Source organism: Roseburia sp. AF22-2LB (assembly GCF_003461125.1).
Classification (GTDB): domain Bacteria; phylum Bacillota; class Clostridia; order Lachnospirales; family Lachnospiraceae; genus Roseburia_C; species Roseburia_C amylophila.
This window is the reverse complement of record NZ_QTWM01000011.1, coordinates 244-22,892: the sequence shown is the minus strand read 5'-3', so window position 1 is coordinate 22,892 and position 22,649 is coordinate 244. Positions and strand designations below refer to the sequence as shown.

Annotated in this window: 23 protein-coding genes; 14 read left to right on the top strand and 9 right to left on the bottom strand. The window is 43.9% G+C overall.

Going from position 1 to position 22,649, the window contains the following annotated elements:
* Nucleotides 1-65: 65 nt before the first annotated feature.
* The gene (locus DWX96_RS13035; RefSeq protein WP_118057721.1) at nt 66-797 is read left to right on the top strand and encodes a phosphatase; all 732 of its coding nucleotides are present in this window, start codon (nt 66-68) and stop codon (nt 795-797) included.
* Between the two features lie 486 nt (nt 798-1,283).
* On the opposite strand, the gene bsh is transcribed toward DWX96_RS13035, so the two are convergent.
* Nucleotides 1,284-2,270, bottom strand: a complete 987-nt coding sequence (gene bsh / locus DWX96_RS13025) for a choloylglycine hydrolase (protein ID WP_118057723.1) — start codon at nt 2,268-2,270, stop codon at nt 1,284-1,286.
* A gap of 222 nt (nt 2,271-2,492) precedes the next feature.
* Between bsh and DWX96_RS13020 the strand changes: the two genes are divergently transcribed.
* The 5 genes from DWX96_RS13020 (at nt 2,493) to DWX96_RS13000 (ending at nt 6,407) form a co-directional block, all read left to right on the top strand.
* Nucleotides 2,493-2,732 (top strand): hypothetical protein, encoded by a 240-nt coding sequence (locus DWX96_RS13020; protein ID WP_117699171.1) that lies wholly within the window; start codon nt 2,493-2,495, stop codon nt 2,730-2,732.
* Between the two features lie 16 nt (nt 2,733-2,748).
* Nucleotides 2,749-3,357: an HD-GYP domain-containing protein gene (locus tag DWX96_RS13015; RefSeq protein WP_330416206.1), complete on the top strand. Its 609-nt coding sequence runs from the start codon at nt 2,749-2,751 to the stop codon at nt 3,355-3,357.
* 102 nt (nt 3,358-3,459) lie between these two features.
* Nucleotides 3,460-3,762 (top strand): DUF6110 family protein, encoded by a 303-nt coding sequence (locus tag DWX96_RS13010; protein WP_022243411.1) that lies wholly within the window; start codon nt 3,460-3,462, stop codon nt 3,760-3,762.
* Between the two features lie 97 nt (nt 3,763-3,859).
* Nucleotides 3,860-5,935 (top strand): heavy metal translocating P-type ATPase, encoded by a 2,076-nt coding sequence (locus DWX96_RS13005; RefSeq protein WP_118057724.1) that lies wholly within the window; start codon nt 3,860-3,862, stop codon nt 5,933-5,935.
* Between the two features lie 154 nt (nt 5,936-6,089).
* Nucleotides 6,090-6,407 carry a YerC/YecD family TrpR-related protein gene (locus DWX96_RS13000; RefSeq protein ID WP_022243413.1) on the top strand — a complete coding sequence of 106 codons (318 nt, stop codon included), beginning with the start codon at nt 6,090-6,092 and terminating at the stop codon, nt 6,405-6,407.
* Nucleotides 6,408-6,593: 186 nt separating this feature from the next.
* Here the strand turns inward: DWX96_RS13000 and DWX96_RS12995 are convergent, their stop codons facing one another.
* On the bottom strand, nt 6,594-7,283 hold the full coding sequence (locus DWX96_RS12995; protein ID WP_117699168.1) for a DUF1836 domain-containing protein: 690 nt from the start codon (nt 7,281-7,283) through the stop codon (nt 6,594-6,596).
* A gap of 269 nt (nt 7,284-7,552) precedes the next feature.
* On the opposite strand from DWX96_RS12995, the gene pcrA reads away from it, so the two are divergent.
* The 4 genes from pcrA (at nt 7,553) to DWX96_RS12975 (ending at nt 12,275) form a co-directional block, all read left to right on the top strand.
* Nucleotides 7,553-9,781 (top strand): DNA helicase PcrA, encoded by a 2,229-nt coding sequence (gene pcrA / locus DWX96_RS12990; protein ID WP_118057725.1) that lies wholly within the window; start codon nt 7,553-7,555, stop codon nt 9,779-9,781.
* A 127-nt stretch (nt 9,782-9,908) separates the two neighbouring features.
* Nucleotides 9,909-10,187 (top strand): hypothetical protein, encoded by a 279-nt coding sequence (locus DWX96_RS12985; RefSeq protein WP_022242638.1) that lies wholly within the window; start codon nt 9,909-9,911, stop codon nt 10,185-10,187.
* A 135-nt stretch (nt 10,188-10,322) separates the two neighbouring features.
* Entirely contained in the window at nt 10,323-12,017 is a 1,695-nt protein-coding gene (gene rlmD / locus DWX96_RS12980; RefSeq protein ID WP_118057726.1) for a 23S rRNA (uracil(1939)-C(5))-methyltransferase RlmD, read from the top strand.
* Between the two features lie 24 nt (nt 12,018-12,041).
* Entirely contained in the window at nt 12,042-12,275 is a 234-nt protein-coding gene (locus tag DWX96_RS12975) for a DUF6061 family protein (protein WP_055303613.1), read from the top strand.
* 157 nt (nt 12,276-12,432) lie between these two features.
* On the opposite strand, the gene DWX96_RS12970 is transcribed toward DWX96_RS12975, so the two are convergent.
* The 7 genes from DWX96_RS12970 to DWX96_RS12935 form a co-directional block, all read right to left on the bottom strand.
* A complete protein-coding gene (locus DWX96_RS12970; RefSeq protein WP_055303614.1) occupies nt 12,433-12,759 on the bottom strand; it encodes a hypothetical protein in 327 nt (108 codons plus the stop codon).
* A 38-nt stretch (nt 12,760-12,797) separates the two neighbouring features.
* Nucleotides 12,798-14,186: a recombinase family protein gene (locus DWX96_RS12965; RefSeq protein WP_242988802.1), complete on the bottom strand. Its 1,389-nt coding sequence runs from the start codon at nt 14,184-14,186 to the stop codon at nt 12,798-12,800.
* Between the two features lie 80 nt (nt 14,187-14,266).
* Nucleotides 14,267-14,569, bottom strand: coding sequence for a hypothetical protein (locus DWX96_RS12960; RefSeq protein WP_033121834.1), 303 nt, complete (start codon nt 14,567-14,569; stop codon nt 14,267-14,269).
* An 18-nt stretch (nt 14,570-14,587) separates the two neighbouring features.
* Nucleotides 14,588-15,877 carry a plasmid recombination protein gene (locus DWX96_RS12955; RefSeq protein WP_033121833.1) on the bottom strand — a complete coding sequence of 430 codons (1,290 nt, stop codon included), beginning with the start codon at nt 15,875-15,877 and terminating at the stop codon, nt 14,588-14,590.
* A gap of 346 nt (nt 15,878-16,223) precedes the next feature.
* Nucleotides 16,224-16,439, bottom strand: a complete 216-nt coding sequence (locus tag DWX96_RS12950) for a hypothetical protein (RefSeq protein WP_055228675.1) — start codon at nt 16,437-16,439, stop codon at nt 16,224-16,226.
* A gap of 400 nt (nt 16,440-16,839) precedes the next feature.
* Complete coding sequence (locus DWX96_RS12940) at nt 16,840-18,186, bottom strand: DNA primase family protein (protein ID WP_117347204.1); 1,347 nt, start codon at nt 18,184-18,186, stop codon at nt 16,840-16,842.
* Between the two features lies 1 nt (nt 18,187).
* Nucleotides 18,188-18,808 (bottom strand): CHC2 zinc finger domain-containing protein, encoded by a 621-nt coding sequence (locus DWX96_RS12935; RefSeq protein WP_118057727.1) that lies wholly within the window; start codon nt 18,806-18,808, stop codon nt 18,188-18,190.
* 222 nt (nt 18,809-19,030) lie between these two features.
* Between DWX96_RS12935 and DWX96_RS12930 the strand changes: the two genes are divergently transcribed.
* The 4 genes from DWX96_RS12930 to DWX96_RS12915 all read left to right on the top strand — a co-directional run.
* Complete coding sequence (locus tag DWX96_RS12930) at nt 19,031-20,137, top strand: DUF6076 domain-containing protein (RefSeq protein WP_118057728.1); 1,107 nt, start codon at nt 19,031-19,033, stop codon at nt 20,135-20,137.
* A 10-nt stretch (nt 20,138-20,147) separates the two neighbouring features.
* Nucleotides 20,148-20,855 carry a hypothetical protein gene (locus DWX96_RS12925; RefSeq protein ID WP_055228676.1) on the top strand — a complete coding sequence of 236 codons (708 nt, stop codon included), beginning with the start codon at nt 20,148-20,150 and terminating at the stop codon, nt 20,853-20,855.
* Nucleotides 20,856-20,890: 35 nt separating this feature from the next.
* Entirely contained in the window at nt 20,891-22,078 is a 1,188-nt protein-coding gene (locus DWX96_RS12920; RefSeq protein WP_033121506.1) for a hypothetical protein, read from the top strand.
* Between the two features lie 77 nt (nt 22,079-22,155).
* A partial coding sequence (locus DWX96_RS12915) for an ABC transporter ATP-binding protein (RefSeq protein WP_242988801.1) occupies nt 22,156-22,649 on the top strand: 494 nt, incomplete at its 3' end.

Sequence of the window (22,649 nt, the reverse complement as noted above, 5' to 3'; positions counted from 1 at the left end):
AGGATAGGATTGTCTGAAATTTAGAAAACAGTATTAAGACAAGAGATATAAAAGGAGAACAGAACATGAACGACTACGTAGACCTTCATACTCATACAATTGCAAGCGGACATGCTTACAGTACTATTGAAGCAATGATAAAGGCGGCAGAGCAGAAAGAAATCCGTCTCTTTGGTATTACAGAGCATGCTCCGAAAATGCCGGGAACCTGCAGCGAGTTATATTTTAATAATCTTCGCGTGCTGGAAAGAAAGCATGGAGAAATGTATACGCTGTTTGGCGCAGAACTTAATATCATGGATATGGAAGGGCATGTGGATCTGCCGGAGCGTACCTTAAGGCAGATGGATTTGTGCGTTGCAAGTATGCATGGTCCGTGTTTTCATCCGGGAACCATAGAAGAAAATACGAAAACTTATCTGAATGTGATGAAAAATCCCTATGTAAACATTATCGGACATCCGGATGATTCTTATTATCCGGTGGATTATCGTGCATTGGTGGAAGGTGCAAAGGAACATCATGTATTGTTAGAGGTCAACAATGGCTCCCTGACACCGGGTGGCTTCCGGCAGAATACGAAGGAAAACAGCTGCAAAATGTTAGAACTTTGCAAGGAATATAAAGTCCCGGTTATCATGGATTCCGATGCACATGTGGATACTGCAGTTGGGAATCATCAATATCCATTGGAAGTTATTCAGATGGTAGATTTTCCGGAAGAACTGGTGGTCAATACCAATGTGGAACTGGCGAAGAGTTTTTTGAATTATTTTAAATCACCGGAACATCTATAAGGAGTTATCACAGGTGAGAAAAGAATATCAACAGCGGTATTGACAGAAAACAAGAGTTAGTATAAACTAACTCTTGTAAGGAACATTACAATACACACAAAATACTTTGGACGTAAAGGGAGCAGACTTTTGATGCGGGTCTGCTCCTTTTATATGCCATCCATTAGGGGATTGCAATGTGGGAGAAAAATTTATTAAAAAATTTTGCAGCAGTCGAGGCACAATTGAACATGGATGTGAATTTGTGCCGGTTGCCAGATGAAATGAAAAGTATATCGAAATTTCCAGTGCCCCTTGCAGACATTAGGTGGCATCTGTCCTCGACGGACAGTACCAATATTCTGTCAAAGCAACCGAAAAGACAGTTTATCATCAAGAAAAACAGACCCCTAAGAATGGTTGACATTTCACATAAAAGAAAATCAGATGTGCTTTGACTGCTGCAAAATTCTTTGATTCTAAATGTTATCTCCACATCGCAATCCCCTAATTCTGCCAGTGAATCCCACCCGCATCAAGAACCGCAAACCGGATCAACTCTGCACTGTCCAGGTTCTCATGATGCATATCGATTCCGTTAATTGAATGATTATCATAGGTCGTATAGTAATAAATTCCCTTATCCGCATTGCAGCAGGAGGTGTAGATTGTAATTTCATATTTCCCATCAGCAACTTCACAGCAGCCCCGCTGCTGGTCGACGGAACCTAAGATATGAAAGAACTGGCTGACACTTTCGATTTCTGAACTGCCGGAAATGGAATGCAGTCTGGTGAAAGCAACCCGGATAAAACGGGACTGGGAAGATAAATCGCCCGGCAGACCCAAAGCCCCCATACCGCGGCTGTAAGCCTGTAAGTTGAGTTTGTCGGAAAAATGATTTTCCGGCTGCCTGGATGAGAGAGCCGCATAATTATTTAAAGCAAACATCTGCATTGGAAAAGGTGGATTGTTGGTCAGCACACCGGCAGGATTGTCATAGATATGAAGCCCGTCTGCCATGGATTCCACAACGATGTTTTCACTTTTGTCGGCAATCATCCAGTGGAGCTGTGCTGCCGGAAAATGGCTGGCAAAAACAGTTCCAACGAGATTCATCTGCACTAATTTTTCTCTGGCTTCTGAAACAGAAGCACACTGGCTTAGAATCCATGGAATAAATTCAAATTGTGCAACATTTTCCTTTGTATCAATAATATCAGCATAAGCGGCATTTCCCACAAAGTTAAGCCCTGCCATGCAGACACCTTTTTCATTGCAGGCATCATAATAAAGAGGATAGTCAACACCATTGTCCGGTGCTACATGAGCCATGCCAATCATGGCATAGTGGGAGCTTAAAGTCCCGGCATGACGGAAATGAAACGGATAGTTGCGAGGGGTGATGGTGACTTCATCACCATAAGAAAATTCATAATCAAGGGTTCTGCCCATGTAGAAGTTCTTTGTTTGATAAGTAGCTGCGGTGCACATAAAATAGCCTCCTTTTATCTTTCTTTTGTATTAGTATTCTGCTGAAAAATCAGATTTATGTAATAGGACTATTATAACGTGGATACAGGGGTAAATCAAATTAAGAAATAATGAGAAAAAATATCAATACGAAAGGTTCTATTTTCAATAGCAGGTGTTATAATACAACTGGATTAGAAAGAACTAACATAAAGTAGTAACAACTAAGAAAGGAAGCACATTATGGGAAGATATTATCGGATGTCTAAAAAAGTAACAGAGGATCAGGTAAAAGAAATTCTTCGTGAAACATTAGAATTAGAAGATGTAGAGGAAGCAGAATATGAGGCAGAGACACAGCTTCTTAAAATTGTAACCAAAGATAACCAGTTTGCAGGAGTTATGACCAGAGTGGTAAATATCTGCAGCAGAATCGGCAAAGGAGCAGAATTATCATTTGCAAAATTTGTCATTGAAGGATAGAAAGTGAAGGGATTATTTGAAAACTTGTGAATATTGCGGCGAGATAGATTATCATGAAATTATGGAATGCATTACCTGTGCACTGGATGCCAAGGACCCTTATACGGCGGGGCATTCCCAGCGTGTCAGTGATATGGCAATGAAAGTATGCCAGTTAATTGGCTTAAAAACGGAGAATATACAGCAAATCCATATTGCGGCACATCTCCATGATATTGGAAAAATCGGTGTTCCGGATGCTGTTTTAAATAAAGAAGGAAAGCTTGATGATGAGGAATGGGAGGCAATGAAGAAACATCCCTCTATTGGAGCTGAGATTTTGAGTAAATCAAGACATTTAAAAGAACTGCAATATATCGTGCTCTGCCATCATGAACGATTCGATGGAAAGGGCTATCCGCTTGGACTCAAAGGAGAAGAAATCCCGGTGGGAGCAAGAATCATTGCAATCTGCGATTCCATTGATGCCATGACTTCAAACCGGAGTTATCGCAAAGCACATGATTTTGACTACTGTTATCAGGAAATCAAAAATAATCTTGACAAGATGTATGACCCGATTATCGGACAGTATGTCTTAGACCACTGGGAAGAAATTATTTCCGTAATCAAAATTTCAAGATAAGATTCTGTTATTGATAAGAATTCTCAATAACGGAAAAAGAGTATGGACAATGGGTTTTAATGGAGGTAAGCTAAAAAACAAACAGAAATAGGAGGAATACATATGTTTGATTTTGTAAAAAAATTTAACTGGAAGAAGACCGGAATCTTTGCTGCCGGTGTATTGTTTGGAACAGCCGGAATTAAAATATTAGGTAGCAAGGATGCAAAGAAAGTCTACACAAACTGTACAGCAGCAGCATTACGTGCAAAGGAATGTGTCATGAAGACTGCTTCTAATATCCAGGAAAATGCAGAGGATATTTATGCAGAGGCACAGCAGATTAATGAAGACAGAGCTGCTAAAGCAGCAGAATATACAGATGAATCTGTAGAAGATGCAACAGAAGAAACTGTAGCAGAATAAACATTGGGCATGCGATTTTGCTCGCTGTTCACGTAAACTATGAGAATCACCTTCAGAATATGCTGTAGGTGATTCTTTATCTAAGGAAGTATGTAATATGAGATTTGTTATAAAACATGAGATAAAAGGAAGACTTCGTATTCATATCATTCAGGGCGGGATGAGTTTCCGCCAGGCAGATATGATGGAATATTACCTGAGTAACTGCAAATGTGTCACTTCAGTGAAAGTAAATGAACGTTTACAGGATGCAGTAGTCTGTTATGTGGGAAATCGTGAGGAGATGATAGAGACACTGCGTCATTTCTCTTATCAGAAAGTGGATGTGCCAGAGACTTTTTTACAGAATTCCGGCAGGGAGCTGAACCGGACTTACTGGGATAAGCTGGTAAATAAAGTGGTACTCCGTATGGGCAGTAAGATGTTCCTGCCATATCCAATCCGCGCAGGAATTACCATGGTCCGTTCCGTGAAATATTTGTGGGCTGGAGTGTCTGCATTGGCGAAGGGCAGGATAGAGGTTCCGGTGCTGGATGGAACAGCTATTGGAGTCTCTCTGCTTCGCAATGACATCAATACAGCAGGTTCCATTATGTTCTTACTGGGCATTGGAGAAATCTTAGAGGAGTGGACACACAAGAAATCCGTCGATGATCTGGCAAGAAGTATGTCCTTAAATGTCAGTAAAGTATGGCTGTGTCAGGATGGACAGGAAATACTGGTATCGGCATCTGAGATTAAAGAAGGCGATGAAGTCTGTATTCATATGGGAAATGTCATTCCGTTTGATGGCGTGGTAACGGAAGGGGATGCGATGGTAAATCAGGCATCCTTAACCGGCGAATCCCTTCCGGTGCATAAGAGTGTAGAAGGTTATGTCTATGCCGGAACCGTATTGGAAGAAGGAGAACTGACCATTCGTGTCAAAGAAGTAAATGGCTCCAGCAAATTTGAAAAAATTGTCACGATGATTGAAGAGTCAGAGAAGTTAAAATCTTCCCTGGAAAGTAAAGCCGAGCATCTGGCAGACCGCCTGGTTCCGTATACATTACTAGGAACAGGCATTACCTGGCTCTTTACCAGAAATACCACAAAAGCATTAGCAGTTCTTATGGTGGACTTTTCCTGTGCATTAAAACTTGCAATGCCGGTATCTGTATTGTCTGCAATCCGTGAAGCAAGTGTGCACAATATTACCGTAAAAGGTGGCAAATTCTTAGAGGCAATGGCAGAAGCAGATACCATCGTCTTTGACAAAACAGGTACTCTGACCAAAGCACAGCCTACCGTAGTGGATGTGGTTTCTTTTACGGATAAGCCCACGGAAGAACTTTTACGTATTGCTGCCTGCTTAGAGGAACATTTCCCTCATTCTATGGCAAAAGCAGTTGTAGATGCAGCCCAGGAAAAGAATCTTGTGCATGAAGAACTACATTCTAAGGTGGAATATATTGTAGCCCACGGAATTTCTTCCACTATAGAAGGAAAGAGTGTGGTAATCGGAAGCTATCACTTTGTATTTGAAGATGAAAAATGTGTGGTTCCGGAAGGCTATGAAGAACAGTTTAACAGCCTTCCATCAGAATATTCACACCTTTATATGGCAATTGAGAACCGCCTTGCAGCCGTTATCTGTATTGAAGATCCGCTTCGTGATGAAGCAGCAGCCGTTGTAAATTCCTTAAAGACAGCCGGAATTAAGAAAGTTGTTATGATGACAGGGGATAGTGAACGTACAGCATCCGCCATTGCAGCAAGAGTGGGCGTAGACGAGTATTACTCCGAGGTACTTCCGGAAGATAAGGCAAGTTTTGTAGAGAAAGCCAAAGCAGAAGGACACAAGGTCATTATGATTGGAGATGGTATCAACGATTCACCGGCATTATCTGCGGCAGATATTGGAATAGCCATCAGTGATGGAGCAGAGATTGCAAGAGAAATTGCAGATGTAACTATCGGTGCAGATAATCTTTATGAGATAGTAACCTTAAAGGTGCTGAGTAATGCATTGATGAAACGGATTCATAAGAATTACCGGACAATTGTTGGATTCAATACAGGACTGATTGTGCTTGGCGTGGCAGGAGTCCTGCAGCCAACCGTATCTGCATTACTTCATAATACATCTACCTTGGTAATTACCTTAAAGAGTATGCAGAATCTTCTGGATTAAAAATTTCCAGAAACAGAAATCTTACGGTTCAGGAAAAGAAAAATTTTGAAAAGAAAATTGAAAAGAAAATTTTTCGAAAAACGGTTTACTTTCACACTTTAATATGCTAACATTTTTGTATTGAAATAAGTATAATACGAAAAGGAGAGGCAGAATGAGTAAGAATGTAAGAACGGAAGCAGTGGATCATTTGTTTGATGCAATCTTAAGCCTTGAAAATAAAGAGGAATGTTATAAATTCTTTGAAGATGTCTGTACGGTAAATGAATTACTGGCATTCTCACAGAGATATGAAGTGGCAAAGATGCTGCGTGAGCAGAGAACTTATCTTGATATTGCAGAGAAAACTGGCGCATCAACAGCGACCATCAGTCGTGTGAACCGTTCCCTGAATTATGGATGCGATGGATATGATATGGTATTTGCCAGAACGAATGTGAAGCCGGTAGAAGAAAAAAAAGAGGAAAATTAAAACGAAGAGCAGAGGTAAAATTAAAGCGATATATAATTTTTACGCAAAATCGTGTAAATGATAAAGAAAAGCACCGGTTCGAAAACTGGTGCTTTTTCGATTTACAGGAAATTGCTTTTCTGTAAAGTAAAAAACGCTCTGCGAGGATGTGCCAAGGCACATTCTTTTTTCCAGGCATATGGCTTTTTATTCGTTCGACTTTTTCCCGGAAGTCTTTTTCTCAGAAGCTTTTTTCTCTTCGGAAGCTTTCTTTTCTGCAGCACGCTGCTCATCTTCGGCTTCTTTTTCCATTTCTTTCGTCTCGTCAATCAGCTTTTCAATCAACATACGCTTTACAAATACATCAAAACTTAACATACAGATAAAGGAAAAAGTATGAAGAAAATTCTGGTCTTCTTCCGGCGCATCTGCAAAGGTGGTAGAACTGGTGTTAAATTTCTTGGTAATATCTTTCATCAGATTTTTTACTTCATCCCGTTCCAGACTGAACACCTCTTCATAGACAGTTGTCAGATTGAATTCTCCTTCTGCATTGAAGAAACGTTTTGCCAGAGGATTTAAGATACTTTCGATATCATTGATACTTAATATGCTTTTGAAATAATAAATGAAAATCAGCATCAGAATATGTTCTTTGCTGTATTTCTTCTTGACCGGCGGTGGAAGCAGATTGTTTTTCGCATAATTGTTAATCATGGTTTTGGTCAGAATCTTGTCATCGGGATGACGCTTGGAAGCTGCAAGCTGGGTATCCATGAAGGTTGTAATCTGATCCATGTAAAGGTCAATATTTGGAATACTTTCCGGACGGATATAGTCAATCCGCGACAGACTGGATAAAATACTGTTTAATAAATCTTTTGCATCAATTGTCATTTGAATTCACCTCATACCTATTATATAGTATTGAAAACTAGATAACAAGAAGAAAAAAGACAGAAAGCATATACAATGACGCTGTGATGTGTAAATGACATTGCGTGATGCAACTACAATAGAATAAACATAAGGGAAAAGAACGCATGAATGCGTTCGACGGACAGTACAAAAAGAAATCTGAAAAGAAATACAGAAAATATGTTCCCATCCATTAAGGAAGTATGGTATACTGAGCGGAGTGGTATTGAGGAGAGTAAAGGAGCATTATGAGTATATACGATTCATTAAATGAAGAACAGAAAAAAGGTGTATTTACAACAGAAGGACCTGTGTTGCTGCTGGCGGGCGCAGGCAGCGGAAAGACCCGTGTGCTGACCCACCGGGCGGTATATCTGATAGAGGAACTGGGAGTCAATCCCTATCATATCCTTGCGATTACATTTACCAATAAGGCTGCAGGCGAAATGCGGGAGCGTATTGATGACATGGTGGGCTATGGCTCGGAAAATATCTGGGTATCTACCTTTCATTCTACTTGTGTGAGAATTCTGCGCCGTTTTATTGACCATATCGGATTTGGAACCAACTTTACCATATATGATACAGAAGACCAGAAGACCATTATGAAGGATATCTGCAAGCGTCTGGAAATTGATACGAAGATGTATAAGGAAAAAAGTTTGCTTGCGGCCATTTCTTCTGCAAAGGACGAGCTGATCAGTCCGGAAGCATATGCCCTACGGGCGCAGGGAGATTTCCGGAAAATGAAGGAAGCAGCCGTTTACCGGGAATATCAGCAGGTGTTACGGAAAAATAATGCACTGGATTTTGATGATTTGATTGTAAAGACCGTAGAGCTTTTCCAGTCGGATATGGAAGTGCTGGATTATTATCAGGAGAGGTTCCGTTATATTATGGTGGACGAGTATCAGGATACCAATACGGCACAGTTTCAGCTGATTAAACTGCTGGCAGGCAAATATAAGAATCTCTGCGTGGTAGGTGATGATGACCAGTCCATTTACAAATTCCGTGGAGCAAACATTTATAATATATTGAATTTTGAAAAAGAATTTCCAAATGCAGTCACCATCAAGCTGGAGCAGAATTACCGTTCCACCCAGAATATTTTAAATGCAGCCAATGGGGTCATTGCAAATAATGTGGGACGAAAGGCAAAACGTCTCTGGACTGAGAATGAGGAAGGCGAAAAAATTGCATTTCATCAGTTTGAAACCGGATTTGATGAAGCAGATTATGTAGCAAAAGATATCCGGAGCAAAGTGCGGGAAGGCTTGTATCATTACGGAGACTGTGCCGTGTTATACCGTACCAATGCCCAGTCCCGGCTTTTTGAGGAACGTTTTATCACAGCCAGCATACCATATAAGATTGTAGGTGGTGTAAACTTCTATTCCAGAAGAGAAATCAAGGATTTACTGGCTTATCTTAAGACCATTGACAATGCCATGGATGATCTGGCGGTACGCCGTATTATTAATGTGCCAAAACGTGGAATTGGAGCAACGACATTAAGCAGGGTGCAGGATTATGCCGATGAAAACGGTCTTACCTTTTATAATGCCTTAAAAATGGCAGAAGAGATTGGCACAATCGGACGGGCATCTGCAAAAATCAGACCGTTTGTAATGCTGATTCAGAGCATGCGGAGCAAGTTACCATATATCAGTGTATCAGAGCTTTTGCAGGAAATTATTGAAGAAACCGGTTATGTCCGTGAGCTGGAAGCAGAAAATACAGAGGAAGCGCAGCAGCGAATGGAAAATATCGATGAGTTGATTTCCAAAGCGGTTACTTATGAGGAAAGCGAAGAAGAGCCGACCTTAAGCGGATTCTTAGAGGAGGTTGCTCTGGTTGCAGATATTGACAGTGTGGATGAGACACAGGACTATGTCGTGCTGATGACGTTACATAGTGCAAAAGGTCTTGAATTTCCACAGGTTTATCTGGCAGGAATGGAAGACGGACTGTTTCCGGGATTCGGTGCAATCTGTGCAGAAAATCCAACAGCGGAAATCGAAGAAGAGCGCCGTCTTGCCTATGTGGGAATCACAAGAGCCAAGGAGCGGTTGTCCATATCCTGCGCAAGAATGCGTATGATACGAGGAGAAACACAGTATAATAAGGTGTCCCGTTTCGTAAAAGAGATTCCGCGGGAACTTTTGGCGGGAACCATCCAGAAGGAAAAAATGCCGGATATTCCGAAACCAAGTATGATGGCGAAGAATGCATTTTCGGCAAAGCCGATGGCACTGCGCAGAACCGGCGTACCGGAAGCAAGAAATTTTGGTAATTCTACAATGAAAAAGCCGTTGGATTATGCTGTGGGCGATACCGTTTCCCATATGAAATTCGGCACCGGAGTCGTAAAGCAGATTATTGACGGCGGCAGGGATTATGAGGTTACTGTTGATTTTTCCGGTGTAGGTGTGAAGAAGATGTTTGCATCCTTTGCCAAATTGAAAAAGTTATAAAAATTTTATGAATTTGTAATTTTTTCTAGTAGATTGGGGAAACATATGCTATAATGAATTAATAAAAAGAGTTCTAGGTGGCAGGAAAATGAAAAACTGTTGTTGGCATAAAAAGGAGTGGTCAGAAATGGAAAAAATGGAAGAATTAAAGAATTTATTAACCGCAAATGTGAACAAAGTAACAGAATTATTGCATAAAAAGGAGAAAGAGGAAATAATGGAAGAGAAGAAAAAATCAAAAGCTGGTTTAATTTTTGCAATCATTGGCATTGTTGTAGTAGTTGCTGCAGCTGCTTATGGATTATATCGTTTCTTTGCACCAGATTATCTGGAGGATTTTGAAGACGATTTCGATGATGATTTTGAAGATGATTTCTTTGACGAGGATGACGAGGAAGAGAAATAATCATTATCATTTGCATAATTTAACAGGTGAAGATGTAAAGGGCTGTGTGATATCATGCAGCCCTTTTACTGAGTGTGCTGGAAACGCTGCGGATGACATGTGTTTCTGGAAAAGAATTGTTCGTGTGAGGTAAGTATGAAAAAAGGTCAGGTATTACAGGGAACTGTTGCATATGTGGATTTCCCGAATAAGGGAGTCGTAAAAGTAGAAGAAGGAAAGCAGGTAATCGTAAAAAACGTATTACCGGGACAGGAGATTTCCTTTTCTGTAAATAAGGTAAGAAAGGGAAAAGGCGAAGGCCGCTTACTGGAAGTTTTGAAGAAAGCACCAAATGAGCTGCCGGAAGCACCATGCCCGCATTTTGGAATCTGTGGAGGCTGTACTTATCAGAATTTATCCTATGAAGATCAGCTTGTATTAAAAGGACAGCAGGTGAAGAAACTGATGGATGCGGTAGTAGACCCGGAAACCTACAGCTTTGAGGGCGTAAAAGCAAGTCCGAATGAATTCGGATTCCGTAATAAGATGGAATTTACTTTTGGGGATGAATATAAGGATGGTCCCCTTGCTCTTGGCATGCATAAGCGTGGCAGCTTTTATGATATTGTTTCGGTAACGGACTGTAAAATTGTAGATGAAGATTATCGGAAGATATTAAGCTGTGTGCAGCAGTATTTTGCAGAAAAAAAGATTTCCTATTATCATAGGATGCGGCATACCGGATATCTGCGTCATTTACTGGTGCGTAAAGCGGTAAAGACCAAAGAGATCCTGATTGACCTTGTAACGGCAGGCGCAGAGCATATTCTGGATGGCCTGACAGAAGCAGTATCTTCAGAAAAAGATTTGCTGACCGGAATGAAAGACGCGTTATGTAAACTTGATTTAGACGGCAGCATTGCAGGAATTCTTCATACGAAAAATGACAGTGTAGCAGATGTAGTAAAGGATGAAGGAACAGAGATTTTATATGGAAAAGATTATTTCTACGAAGAACTCTTAGGACTTCGTTTTAGAATCACACCATTTTCTTTCTTCCAGACCAACTCTCTTGGAGCAGAGGTGCTTTACCAGACTGCAAGGGACTATATCGGTGATACGCTGACCGAGAAGGCAGACAAGGTGGTATTCGATTTATACAGCGGAACCGGAACCATTGCACAGATGCTGGCACCAGCCGCAAAAAGGGTAGTGGGTGTGGAAATAGTAGAAGAGGCAGTGGAAGCCGCAAAGGAAAATGCGGCATTAAATGGTCTTGAAAACTGCGAATTTTTAGCCGGCGATGTCTTAAAAGTATTGGACGATATTACCGAAAAACCGGATTTTATCGTATTGGACCCTCCGCGCGATGGCATCCATCCAAAGGCATTGGAGAAGATTATCCGCTATGGCGTAGACCGCATGATTTATATTTCCTGTAAGCCAACCAGTCTTGCAAGAGACTTGGAGGTCTTAACTGCCAGAGGATATCAGGTGGAGCGGATGTGCTGCGTGGACATGTTCCCATGGTCCGGAAATATTGAGACGGTTGTTTTGCTTTCCAAGGGTGAGGTCGACTCGAAAAAGATTCGGGTTGAGTTCTCTTTAGAAGATATGGATATGTCCGAATTTCAAGATGGGGCAACCTACACGCAGATCAAGGACTATGTACTGGAACATAGCGGATTAAAGGTATCAAACCTGTATATCTCACAGATTAAGCGGAAATGTGGGATTGAGGTTGGTAAGAACTACAATCTGCCGAAGTCCGAAGATTCCAGACAGCCTCTGTGTCCACCGGAAAAAGAGAAAGCAATCCGAGAAGCATTCAAATATTTTGGGATGATATAACATCCCGTAAAATGGAGGTTTCTTATGGATAGATTGATTTCTTGTAAGTTTAACATGGATACCGCTTGTGTGGAACTGAAATTCTTTGATGGTAGTATGATTGCGATTGATACGATTGCGGTTGAGAACGAGGTTGCCGACAATATGTATCAGAGGTCGGAACTGGATTATCTGATTTACAATGACCCGATTGGATATGCTGATTTGATATTGAACGGAGATTCCAAAACCTATTTGAAAAACTGTTACAGAGTATAAATCTGTGGATACGGCGATTGGAGCGATTTGCCTGGCTCACTAAACCTCTAAGCCCATAGTTATTGGCTAAGGCAGATATTCAACTTTAATTTTAGAAGACATAAATAAAGGCTATCCAATCTTTTTGACTGGGTAGCCTTTGAAAGTTTTGCTCTTTCTACTTTTTAAGAATCAATTTATGAATGACCATGCCGATTATCAAACCAAAGGATGATACTGCCAAATACCAAAGCGAATGTATCAATGCTGTCTCGTTATAGTATATAAACACAGATGGCACAAATGTAATTGCTATGATTATTGGATACAAGTACTTTACTTTCAGATTTGAAATGCTGCCAATTAGAATTGAAAGCAATAATGTTGCTAAAATAAGCAAAACTATCATTCCCATAACGTCTGTTGGTCCTGCAAATAATGGAAATACATAAAACATAAATAATTGAATTAAGAGTATTAGTATCTCCTTCAAGTATTTCTTCATAATCAAAACACCTCCGTTCATATAAACTCTTTTTTATTTCATTTTGCAAAGATAACTTCAATTTCGAGCTTTAACCGTTCCTGCTCCGCTTCATAGTCCGCAGACATCTTTCTGTATCTGTCCTGATTGAGATTTCCAAGAACATAGTCCTCGTACAGCCGGGCGATGATGACATCCAGATCGGCAAGGCGTTTCTTTGCCTGTTCCAGCTTCTTTTTGTCATCCCGGATGCTGCGCTCCTGGTCAGTCCTGCGGCATTGCAGCCATTCCTCCTGAAAACCGTCCACATCGCTTCGGATATACTCATTGACTGCCCGGATGCGTTCCAGAACGATTTCACGAAGCACATCTTCCCGGATATAGTGGGCAGTACAAGTACCACGGTTGCTCTTGTAGTTGTTGCAGACGTAGTGATCCTGCTTGCCCTCAAAGCTTTTGCTTGTGGCAAAGTGGAGCTTGCCGCCGCAATCGGCACAAAACAGAAGCCCGGAGAACAATCCCTGCCGTTCCGCTTTTGCGGGGCGGCGTTTGTTTTTCCTCAGTTCCTGCACCCTGTCAAACTGTGCCTGAGATACAATCGCTTCCTGTGTGTCCGGCAGATAAAACATATTCTCCGGCTCATTGGGAATCCGCTTTTTCAGCTTGTAGGACTTGGAATAAGTCTTGAAGTTGCAGGTACAGCCTGTGTACTCCTGCCGTTCCAAAATCCCTGCAATGGACTGGTTGCCCCAGTGGTACGGTCTTTCCGGCATCGGCTTTTTCTTTCGCTTGGCATAGAGTGCCTTTGCGGTCATAATCTGCTTTTCTTCCAGAATCCTTGCAATCTGCTCCGGGCCTTTGCCGTCAATGCAAAGGTCGAAGATGAGCTTGACTACCGGAGCCGCTTCTTCATCCAGAATCCAGTGATCCTTGTCCTCCGGGTCACAGCGGTATCCGTAGGGCGGGTTGCCCATGTGCTTCCCACTGGTTCCTCTCTGCCGCAAACTGACACGGACTTTCTTGCTGGTATCACGGGGATACCACTCGTTGAACAGATTACGGATTGCGGCGAAGCCCTCGCTGTCTCCCCGGTTGCTGTCTACGCCATCATTTATAGCGATAAAGCGGACATCATAACTCGGAAAGATAATATCCGTATATTGTCCAACAGTCAGATAGTCACGACCAAAGCGGCTGAGGTCTTTGACCAGCCAGCAGCCCACAAGCCCCTGCTTGACAAGCTCAAAGCCTTCCTGCACACCGGGACGATTGAAGTTCGTCCCCGTATAACCGTCATCCACCAGAATTTTCAGGTTTGTATACCCGTGGTCACGGGCATATCGGGTTAAATACTCTCTCTGATTTGCGATACTGTTACTCTCGCCTTCCTGGGCATCCTCGTTGCTCAGACGGCAATAGAGAATGGTAATTTTCTGCTGATCCAACATAATATCCTCCTTCGGTGGTTGGTCAGCCGACAGTACCGTTGTGCATATTGGAATTATATCATGCTTTTGTGTCGCAGTCATTAACAAATCACCCCCTTGTCAGAAAAAATGAGCCGTTTTACCTTGTCGGTAAGTGGCTCATTTCCATCACACTCCGTTTCAATCACATACCATGTGTTTCCGATCTTGCACTCAATGGTTTTGCAGAAAGAGGACTGTGCCGCTTCCCAACGCTTGCGGCATTCTTCCAGAAAATCAATAGGCGGCTCAAAAATCGGATCGAAGCAGGAGCAAATATCAATATAGCCGATGGCATCGTTGATTTCTTCCATCGGGGCATCTTCCATAATCATCTTGTTAATTTCATCTACGGTTTTCTTCATAGGCAAATAGTTCCTTTCTTAAATTTCCATGTCCTGTCCACGATTGCGGGCAGGGTGTTTGTGTTCATACAGTTCCTTTCCCCTGGCGAGGATGGCATTGATAAAAGCCCAGACCTTTTCAGATGCAATCTCAATCGCATCCAGGAAAGGCTGGGCTTTTTGTTTCAGCTCCTCATAGTCTTTGTTCAGTTTTTCAAAACGGTCTTTCCATATCTTTGCGTTTTTATCTGCCTGCTCGAATTTCTGCTTGTATTTCAGCTTCTCAGACTTTTCCGCAAAGCTGCTGACCGCATAATCCTTTAGCGTGCGGCACTCATCCGCCGTCATGGTAACATTTCCCGTAATGGGATTTTTCTTGCCCATCGACTCAATCTCATGTGCAGTCATAGCAACAGACTTAGCAGCCTGAGTTTCCTTTTTCAGAGCTTCCAGTTTCTTTTTCTGCTTCTCCGTGGCAGCTTTGGCATCCGCTAAGCTCTGCTCGGCCTGTGCCACCTGTCCGGTCACAGCTTCCAAACGCTGCTGTTCGGCCTGTACCTTGAACTGTGTCACCGTCAGATGTTCTTCGGTGCTGCCACATTCTCCACGCTCTACATCGGTATAACCAGCGTTTCGCATGAAATTGAAAAAGTCATCCTGCAGCACACTGTAGGACGACTTCAAAATCTTTTTCCCTTTTGCGTTCAACATAGGATTTCCGTTTTCATCAAGAACGGGTTTGGATTCCCACTTCTTACTGCGGCTGACCTGTGTGATCGTTTCCTTTACCGTTCCCCGGAGGGATTCATCCTTGCATCGCTTCGACCACAGGATTTGTTTCTCCACCACCGGGATATAAACCACATGAAGGTGATAGTGGTACACATCCTCACCCAGAGCTTCCGACATTGCCCGGTTGCGCTCGTCGGCATGCATTACAGCGGAGAGGATATACTGCTCACCGCCCACGATCTCCACGGCGGCTTTATAGGCATCGGCATAAAACTGTTTTGCAAACTCATAGCCGCCGTGGTTGTAGAAATAAGCGGAGTTCACATCGAAAACCAACTCGCCATATTTGACGGCATCCGGTTTCAGCCCTCTGGTGGAGATGATCTTGTCCTGCTCCATCTGCTCAAACATTTTTACATAATCGTCAGTGGGAGACTTGAAGTGAACATTCAGCGCAGTACGTTCCGGCACGATGTCCACATTGGAATAACGGTCTTTTTCACGCTCATTGTGTTCCTGTACTTTTGTCACATCATCCGGAGTTTCCAAGTCCTGATTTCTGGCTAAGGTACGATCAATTCCATCATTTCTTGCCATAGATTTTTGTCCTTTCTTTAAGATTTGCAGACAGCGGAGGGCTGAGGAACGGCACTTTTTCAAAGTGTAATAACCCACTATTACACTTTCATCCATGCTGGCTACAAAGTGCCGTGGGCTCTCCGAGGGCTCTCCCGAGGGGGAATGCGGTCACTGCGGTGACCTCTGCTGACCAAGGCAAAATGTCTGCGCCTTTTACCTTGGTCAGCCCGTCTGCATGAAGCTGTTCTGCGGAACATTTCTTGCAGACGATGGCAGCGAAAACCGTATCTTTCACTGCCTGTCCATGGGCAGCACTGCGGTGCGCCTATGGGGACGGGAGATGCGGAGGGCTGTTGCCGGGGTATCACTTCTCCCGTCTTTTCTGCCATACGATGTCGTAACCAAGCACAGCGGCAAGCTCCAATACTTCCTTGTATCGTATACTTTCCCGCTGTAATTTTGCGGACAGGTTGGAAACGCTGTCGCTCCATCCGTACTCGTCCGAGAGCAGGTCAACAACTTCCTGCATGGTCATCCCGGCACGGATGATCTGTGCCTTTATTTCGTTGCGTATATTCATATTGATAAAATCCTCCATAATTCAGTTCATGTGTCGGTGCAACCTCTGCGCTCCAAGGTGGAGTGGATGCACCGAACAGTGAAAAATCTGCAATCTCCGAAATCCGTTCAGAATTTCGCTTGTGATGTCCTGTCCATATATGACCATATCCCACTTTGCCGTTTTGTGTGGTTTGGTCTGGAACAGTGAAAACACCCATTGTTCCGTGAACAGGGTACACGGTTCAGAGAAGCACGATTTCGTGAAATAGTTTCGTCCTGCGGTCAAAAACTTTGCTGTTTCCATTACCATTGATTTTTAATGCCCGAAAACAGGTCAGCTTTGAAAGCTGCTGTTTCCTATAACGGAAGAAAACAGGGGTAAATGCTGCGTACATACGTACAGAGCATGACTGGCAAAATCAATCCCGCCAGTCCTCCGGTACGTACGTACACGGCGAAACATCGTAAAATCCATTTATATGAGGTCTTGCCACAGCTTCCACGCCCATAAAGCCCCACACCCGCCGTCCGGCAGAGTTGGTGATGTTGTTGCAATGCTCCAGATTGAATCTCCCGGCATTGGCAATCATGGCATCGCTGAAGCTACGGGCTTTCAGCGGTGCAAGGGAGTTTTCCTCACACCACATCCGGTAGATTTCATAGAAATCCTTAGAGCTGATGGAAGCATCCGCTTTCAATCGGATGTATCCCTCCGACTCCATGAAATCAAAGATATTGTTGTTGTCACGCTTGACCGCTTCCCGGTTTTTCCGGATACGGTCACTCTCCGTAAACTTAAAGTTGTTGGCAACAAGCCGCTGTAAGCCTTCAAATGCCCACAGGAAGATACCCTCGGCTTCAGCTTTCATCTTCTCTGCAAGGTCAGGATCATCGGCTCTGTCCATGGGCTTTTCTTTGGTGGTCAGCACAAGCTGTCTGCGGTAAAAACCATCGCTGCGATCATATAGGGCTTGCAGATCACCATTGCTGAATGCCAGCAACCGGGCAAACATCCAGCCCTGATAACTCTGCTTGCCCTTGCGTTCCAAGTCCATTTTGCCCTGTGCAGTCACGATGGATTTTACATAGTTGGTCTGACGCAGAGCTTCCATCCGCATATCATCATCCACGCACAGCAGGATGTGTTCCAGATCGGCACGGGCAAAACGGTTTTCAGAAATCTTCCCGATGCTGCCGTCTTTCATATTCGTGCCGAAGATGGTGGACAGCACCGCACCGATTTGAGATTTACCCTCGCCACCGTTGCCTTTAATCACCATCATGCGCTGCCCCTTGTTGGAGGGAATCAGGCAATAGCCGATAAACTCCTGCAAAGTTGGAATGTCCTCGGCGTAAAGCAACCCATCCAGAAAGTTCAGCCAGATTACCGGTGCAGGAGCATCGGGATTATAGCCGACAGGCAGACGGCTTCGCACGATAGCCGGTCTGCCTTCGGTGAAAGTGCCGTTCAAGAGCAGCGTACCGTTGGCAACATGGATGCGATCCTGCTCCGGAGGGAAGTCAGACACCTGCGCTTCCAGTTTCAGCACTTCCAGAATGTTGGTGATCTTCCGTGGGATGTTGTTCACGGCACAAAATTTCAGCTTGTCGTAAATCTCCCCACGCAGAGGAAGGTCATCCGTCACTCGACCATCGGGCGTGAAAAAAGCTCCGTTTGCGAAGATGATTCTGCGCTCATGCAGAAATTCTTCACAAAACAGAGCTTCGTTGATGTTCTGCCCGTCAAACCAGACAGGAAAATTCATATTAGGCGTTTTCCGGTTCTTCGCCACGGTGCGCCACCTCCTTTTTCTTTCGTGCGGTATACTCTTGCAGAAAAGCAATTTTGTCGTCCTGCATCAGCTTGTCCACCAATGCCACCCGTTCTTCCAGATCACCCACCGTCAGCACATCTGCCATATATTCGTTATAGCAGTGCATCTGGCAGGCTTCCACAAAACGGTCATCCAGAGCATCTTCCGGTGTCTTGGGTGCGTATCGTATTTTCCAATCTTCCAGCAGATGCAGATAATCCGTCAGCACCCGGAAACACAGCATTTCATTCTCCCGGAACTGACGGATATAGGGACGCTTTGGCTTGACCATAGCTGCGGCAGTGGGCGGTTTCGGGTCAAGCCCGAAGTCCGCAGCCAGCTTTTGCGCTGCTTCATAACTGCTCAGATCGAACAGTCTTGCCACAAGGTCGATTACATCCCCCTTGGCTCCGCAGCCGAAGCAGAAGAAATAATCCTCGTTCAGCTTCAAGCTCGGATGCCTGTCGTTGTGGAACGGGCAGCAAGCCATACCATTGCGGTTGACATTCAGCCCGTAGTGTTTTGCGGCTTGCTTTACGCTGATTGCCGCCTTGATGATTTCATAGATTGTCATAGAAAAACCTCCGTTCATAGTATTTAGAAAGCACGAAACACCCGCCGTGATTGGCAGGGGTTTGGCTCCTTCTACTATGGTTATGCCGGATTTTTCAAAAAACAGGCTAATCGGAGGACAACCCCGTTTCAAAAAACAGGACAACTTATGGATAGATGTAGATTTCTTTACATTAGCATGATAGAATTAAGAAAATGAAAAAACAGGACAGGAGGGGCAAGCATGAACCAAGAACTGATGACATTGGATTTTTGGCAGGATACGGTCATATATGAGGGAAAAACACTTCCTGTCGGCGCTCTTGCCTGTGATGCGCTGAATGTCCCTGCGGATACCATCGCAAAGATGAACGAGCAATGCGAGAAAATCAATCTGCTGCTTGGAATATTAAACGCCGGACAGGATGCTTCTGCACTCTGTCCTATTGCAACGGAAGCTGCTCTGACGATGCTTGATATTCTCAGTCAAACACCGCCGTTCTCCTATATGAATATCTCAAAGCACAGAGAACGGATTGAAAAAGTCTTTACTGTGGACAATGCGCTGAAATATGTGGAGTTTGCCATAAAAGCCGCAACCAATTCTTTGCAATTTGAAGAAATCCAGAACTTTGCCGATGCGATGATGCTCCAACGCTATACCGCAGTTTTCGGGCATCTGGCATACTCCCTTGGGGAATACCAAACGGCCATGCTTGATTTTGCAGAAAAATCAGACGGCAATGAAGCAGAACGCACCGCAGAGGGTTTTGCAAAAATGTTCGGCGACTATTTTCCGCCGGAGTTCTCTATCACGGAGGGCAATGCCTGGATGTCTACTTTGAATAATTCCGTTCAGTATGTATCGGTCATCCGTCCCGGCGAAAAAGTTGCGAAGCTGGTCAAGCGGATGCACTATGTATCCTTTGTAGGGATGTTCCGGTCTGATCTTTTTGAGGGCTTATGTGTTGGTCATGCCCCGAAAAAATGCAAAATCTGCGGCAAGTGGTTCCTCACCACCAACGCAAGGCACACCAAATACTGCGGCGGCTATGCACCGGGGGACAAGCTGCACCGCACTTGCCGACAGATCGGCAACCTGAAAGGCAGAGAACAACGGGAGCTTGCGGACGATCATCCGGTGAAACAGATTTATGAGAAACGGCTGAACACCATAAACCGCTATGTGAAGCGTGGTACTCTGGACGCTGATCTTGCAGAGGTTATGAAAAAGCTGGCAAAGGATAAAATGCTTCGGGCGCTGGGCAATGTCGCCTATGCCAAAGGTGATTACGAAAAAGAGATGGGACAGGCTGCTTTGAAGAAAGAAGCAAAATTACGGACGAAATGAGGAATATGTAATGGCACAGAAATATGATTTAACTGATATTGGGAATGCGCTTAGCCGGGTTATGGACAATCCTATGACCAAAATAATCCGTTCTGGCTCTATTGGTGTGTTGGGCGTAGTAAACCCAGTTGCGGGAATTGTAGGCGGAATAGGAAATGATCTTCTATCTGAATACAATACCTTCAAACTCGGCCATCTACTGAACGGTCTTGCATCTGGCTTTAATCTCGAAAGAAGATTGAACGAGCTTTACAACTATGTAAACTCCAGCCCGGAAAAGGCTATTATCGTAGCCAATCTGTTCAAACAAACCGTAAATGCAGAATGCCCAAAGGTTTGCGTTATTTATGGTCTAATTCTTGCAAACCATTTAGAAACACTTACAGAATTCACGCACGAAGAATTGATTGTCTGTAAAGCTTTGGAAAACGCTACGGATTATGATCTGAAGAATTTCAAAGAAATAATGGAGAACTATCTTAAGCCAACATCAAATGGAAGAAGAATTGTATTTCCAAAAGACTTTGCAGATATTGCTGCTTTCACCACCACATGCGATTGGTGTGTATATAATAGAATCTTTGTTTCTCGCACAGCAGAGTGGGGTGAAATGGAAGAAGGCATTTTGGATATGAGCACGTACTATTACGAGGCAAATCCTGCATCTGTTCTTCTGGATAATATAAATGCTGCAAGACAAACTTGGAATTATGGTTAATTATTCCCGCTGATTACTTAGAAGGGAGGTGCGCTATGCTAAATGATTTTTCGTGGAACATGACCGGATACATACCGAAGCACCAAGTTAATCCACACGGTGACGGCATCATCCCCTATGTGGCAGAGCGCATCTTCCAACTGGAACCGGAACCGCCAGCGGTGGACAGTCTGAATGAATATATCCTGTCTGCTTTGCGGGAAAAGAATTTGCTATATTTTTCGTTCTTTCTGCACCACTACGAAACGCAGCTCAACAAGCGCATCAAAGGCTTTCTCAGTGTGGACGGCGGCAATCTGTACGACACAGACCGATTTATCGATATAAAGATCTCCTGCCGGGAGCAAATGCTCCAAAAGCTGATGGACTATGATCCTGCCAAGGGTGCGGAGTATGCTACATACATCTATCCGTTCATCTGGGATTCTATGCTCCGTTTCCGCATGGGCGAAGAAAAATGGTCGGTATCCTCTCTGACCAATTACAAAATGGTGCGATCAATGGCGTGGCTGTACCATAACACCAAAGATGCGGTCAACCAGTTTTCCAAGAAGTATAACTGCGACCTTGCTCTTGCGGAAGAATATCTGAAAGTTGTCCGTGGAATCCGCAACCAGCAGCCGTTCTATATAACGGACGAGGACGGCGAGGAAACAGGCGAGGATATAGCCCTTGACGATAGCTGGAACTATACCGACATCCTCTGGAACGGCATACAAGCAGAAAAGGTACAGCGGGCATTTGAGAAGCTGAATTACCGGGAACAGACCTTGCTCGAAAAACGGTTAGCAATCTGTATGACCTGCGGGCGAGTTGGCTCATGGAAGAACCGCCCCACTTTTGAAGAATTGGCGATTATGTTTGAGGGCAGCACAGCCAGCGGTGCAGAGCGAGCCTACCGGAAAGCGGTGGACAAACTGACAGAACTGCTGGTTGCCGAAGGTGCGCTCCATGCTGTCCGGCTGAAACAGAAAACCAAAACCAAGCGCAAAAAGAAAATCGCCGCCGCAATCTACGAATATCAAGCAGACTGCGACGGCGAATGGGGCGAAATTTCAGTTGATTTTGAGAACGGCACAGCAGAGATTATCCGACTTGCTGATTGGGATACAATTAAAACGAACTGGTTTGCCAAGGAGGCGATCCGGTATATTTTATCATTGTCGCCTGATGCTCTTACAAAATATATGCTCGTCCCCCTTGAGCCGCCACTTATATCTTGAATCCTTACAACCACTGTAAGTGGTATTTGCTGTGTTCCCATGCTATCATTTTATTACAAATGATAGGAGGTATTCACATGAAACCCATTTTGAATATTGAAAATTTAACAAAAATCTATGGCAATGTGCCAAGTCAAACAAAGGCACTGAATGGGATCACCTTCCAGGTGATGCCGGGAGAGTTTCTCGGCATTATGGGAAGCAGCGGTTCCGGTAAATCCACACTGCTCAATTGTATTGCGACTGTGATTCAACCCACAGGTGGAAGCATTCAGGTGGAAGGCGATACTCTGCAATCCCTCAAGGGAAAGGCTCTTGCAGAGTACCGTGGCAAAAAAGTTGGTTATCTATTCCAGAACTTTGAATTGCTGGACAACCTGACTGGCAGGGAAAACATCCTGCTCCCGACTTCCTTGCATGGGGTATCCGAAGCAGAAAGCAGCCAGCGGCTGAAGCAGTTGGCTGACTATCTGGAAATCACTGATGTTCTGGATAAGTTTCCGTCCAAGATGTCCGGCGGCCAGCGTCAGCGTGTTGCGGCAGCAAGGGCTCTGATCTTACATCCCCAAAT

What these genes read in the sequence shown, in the direction of transcription:
- bsh (WP_118057723.1), bottom strand. Translation starts at nt 2,270, where the DNA reads ATGTGCACCGCAGCTACTTATCAAACAAAGAACTTCTACATGGGCAGA.
- DWX96_RS12955 (WP_033121833.1), bottom strand. Translation starts at nt 15,877, where the DNA reads ATGGCAAGAAATGATGGAATTGATCGTACCTTAGCCAGAAATCAGGAC.
- DWX96_RS12930 (WP_118057728.1), top strand. Translation starts at nt 19,031, where the DNA reads ATGAACCAAGAACTGATGACATTGGATTTTTGGCAGGATACGGTCATA.
- DWX96_RS13005 (WP_118057724.1), top strand. Translation starts at nt 3,860, where the DNA reads ATGAGATTTGTTATAAAACATGAGATAAAAGGAAGACTTCGTATTCAT.
- pcrA (WP_118057725.1), top strand. Translation starts at nt 7,553, where the DNA reads ATGAGTATATACGATTCATTAAATGAAGAACAGAAAAAAGGTGTATTT.
- DWX96_RS12965 (WP_242988802.1), bottom strand. Translation starts at nt 14,186, where the DNA reads ATGTTGGATCAGCAGAAAATTACCATTCTCTATTGCCGTCTGAGCAAC.
- rlmD (WP_118057726.1), top strand. Translation starts at nt 10,323, where the DNA reads ATGAAAAAAGGTCAGGTATTACAGGGAACTGTTGCATATGTGGATTTC.
- DWX96_RS13000 (WP_022243413.1), top strand. Translation starts at nt 6,090, where the DNA reads ATGAGTAAGAATGTAAGAACGGAAGCAGTGGATCATTTGTTTGATGCA.
- DWX96_RS12920 (WP_033121506.1), top strand. Translation starts at nt 20,891, where the DNA reads ATGCTAAATGATTTTTCGTGGAACATGACCGGATACATACCGAAGCAC.
- DWX96_RS12970 (WP_055303614.1), bottom strand. Translation starts at nt 12,759, where the DNA reads ATGAAGAAATACTTGAAGGAGATACTAATACTCTTAATTCAATTATTT.
- DWX96_RS13035 (WP_118057721.1), top strand. Translation starts at nt 66, where the DNA reads ATGAACGACTACGTAGACCTTCATACTCATACAATTGCAAGCGGACAT.
- DWX96_RS13020 (WP_117699171.1), top strand. Translation starts at nt 2,493, where the DNA reads ATGGGAAGATATTATCGGATGTCTAAAAAAGTAACAGAGGATCAGGTA.
- DWX96_RS12940 (WP_117347204.1), bottom strand. Translation starts at nt 18,186, where the DNA reads ATGAATTTTCCTGTCTGGTTTGACGGGCAGAACATCAACGAAGCTCTG.
- DWX96_RS12985 (WP_022242638.1), top strand. Translation starts at nt 9,909, where the DNA reads ATGGAAAAAATGGAAGAATTAAAGAATTTATTAACCGCAAATGTGAAC.
- DWX96_RS13010 (WP_022243411.1), top strand. Translation starts at nt 3,460, where the DNA reads ATGTTTGATTTTGTAAAAAAATTTAACTGGAAGAAGACCGGAATCTTT.
- DWX96_RS12975 (WP_055303613.1), top strand. Translation starts at nt 12,042, where the DNA reads ATGGATAGATTGATTTCTTGTAAGTTTAACATGGATACCGCTTGTGTG.
- DWX96_RS12950 (WP_055228675.1), bottom strand. Translation starts at nt 16,439, where the DNA reads ATGAATATACGCAACGAAATAAAGGCACAGATCATCCGTGCCGGGATG.
- DWX96_RS12935 (WP_118057727.1), bottom strand. Translation starts at nt 18,808, where the DNA reads ATGACAATCTATGAAATCATCAAGGCGGCAATCAGCGTAAAGCAAGCC.
- DWX96_RS12960 (WP_033121834.1), bottom strand. Translation starts at nt 14,569, where the DNA reads ATGAAGAAAACCGTAGATGAAATTAACAAGATGATTATGGAAGATGCC.
- DWX96_RS12995 (WP_117699168.1), bottom strand. Translation starts at nt 7,283, where the DNA reads ATGACAATTGATGCAAAAGATTTATTAAACAGTATTTTATCCAGTCTG.
- DWX96_RS12925 (WP_055228676.1), top strand. Translation starts at nt 20,148, where the DNA reads ATGGCACAGAAATATGATTTAACTGATATTGGGAATGCGCTTAGCCGG.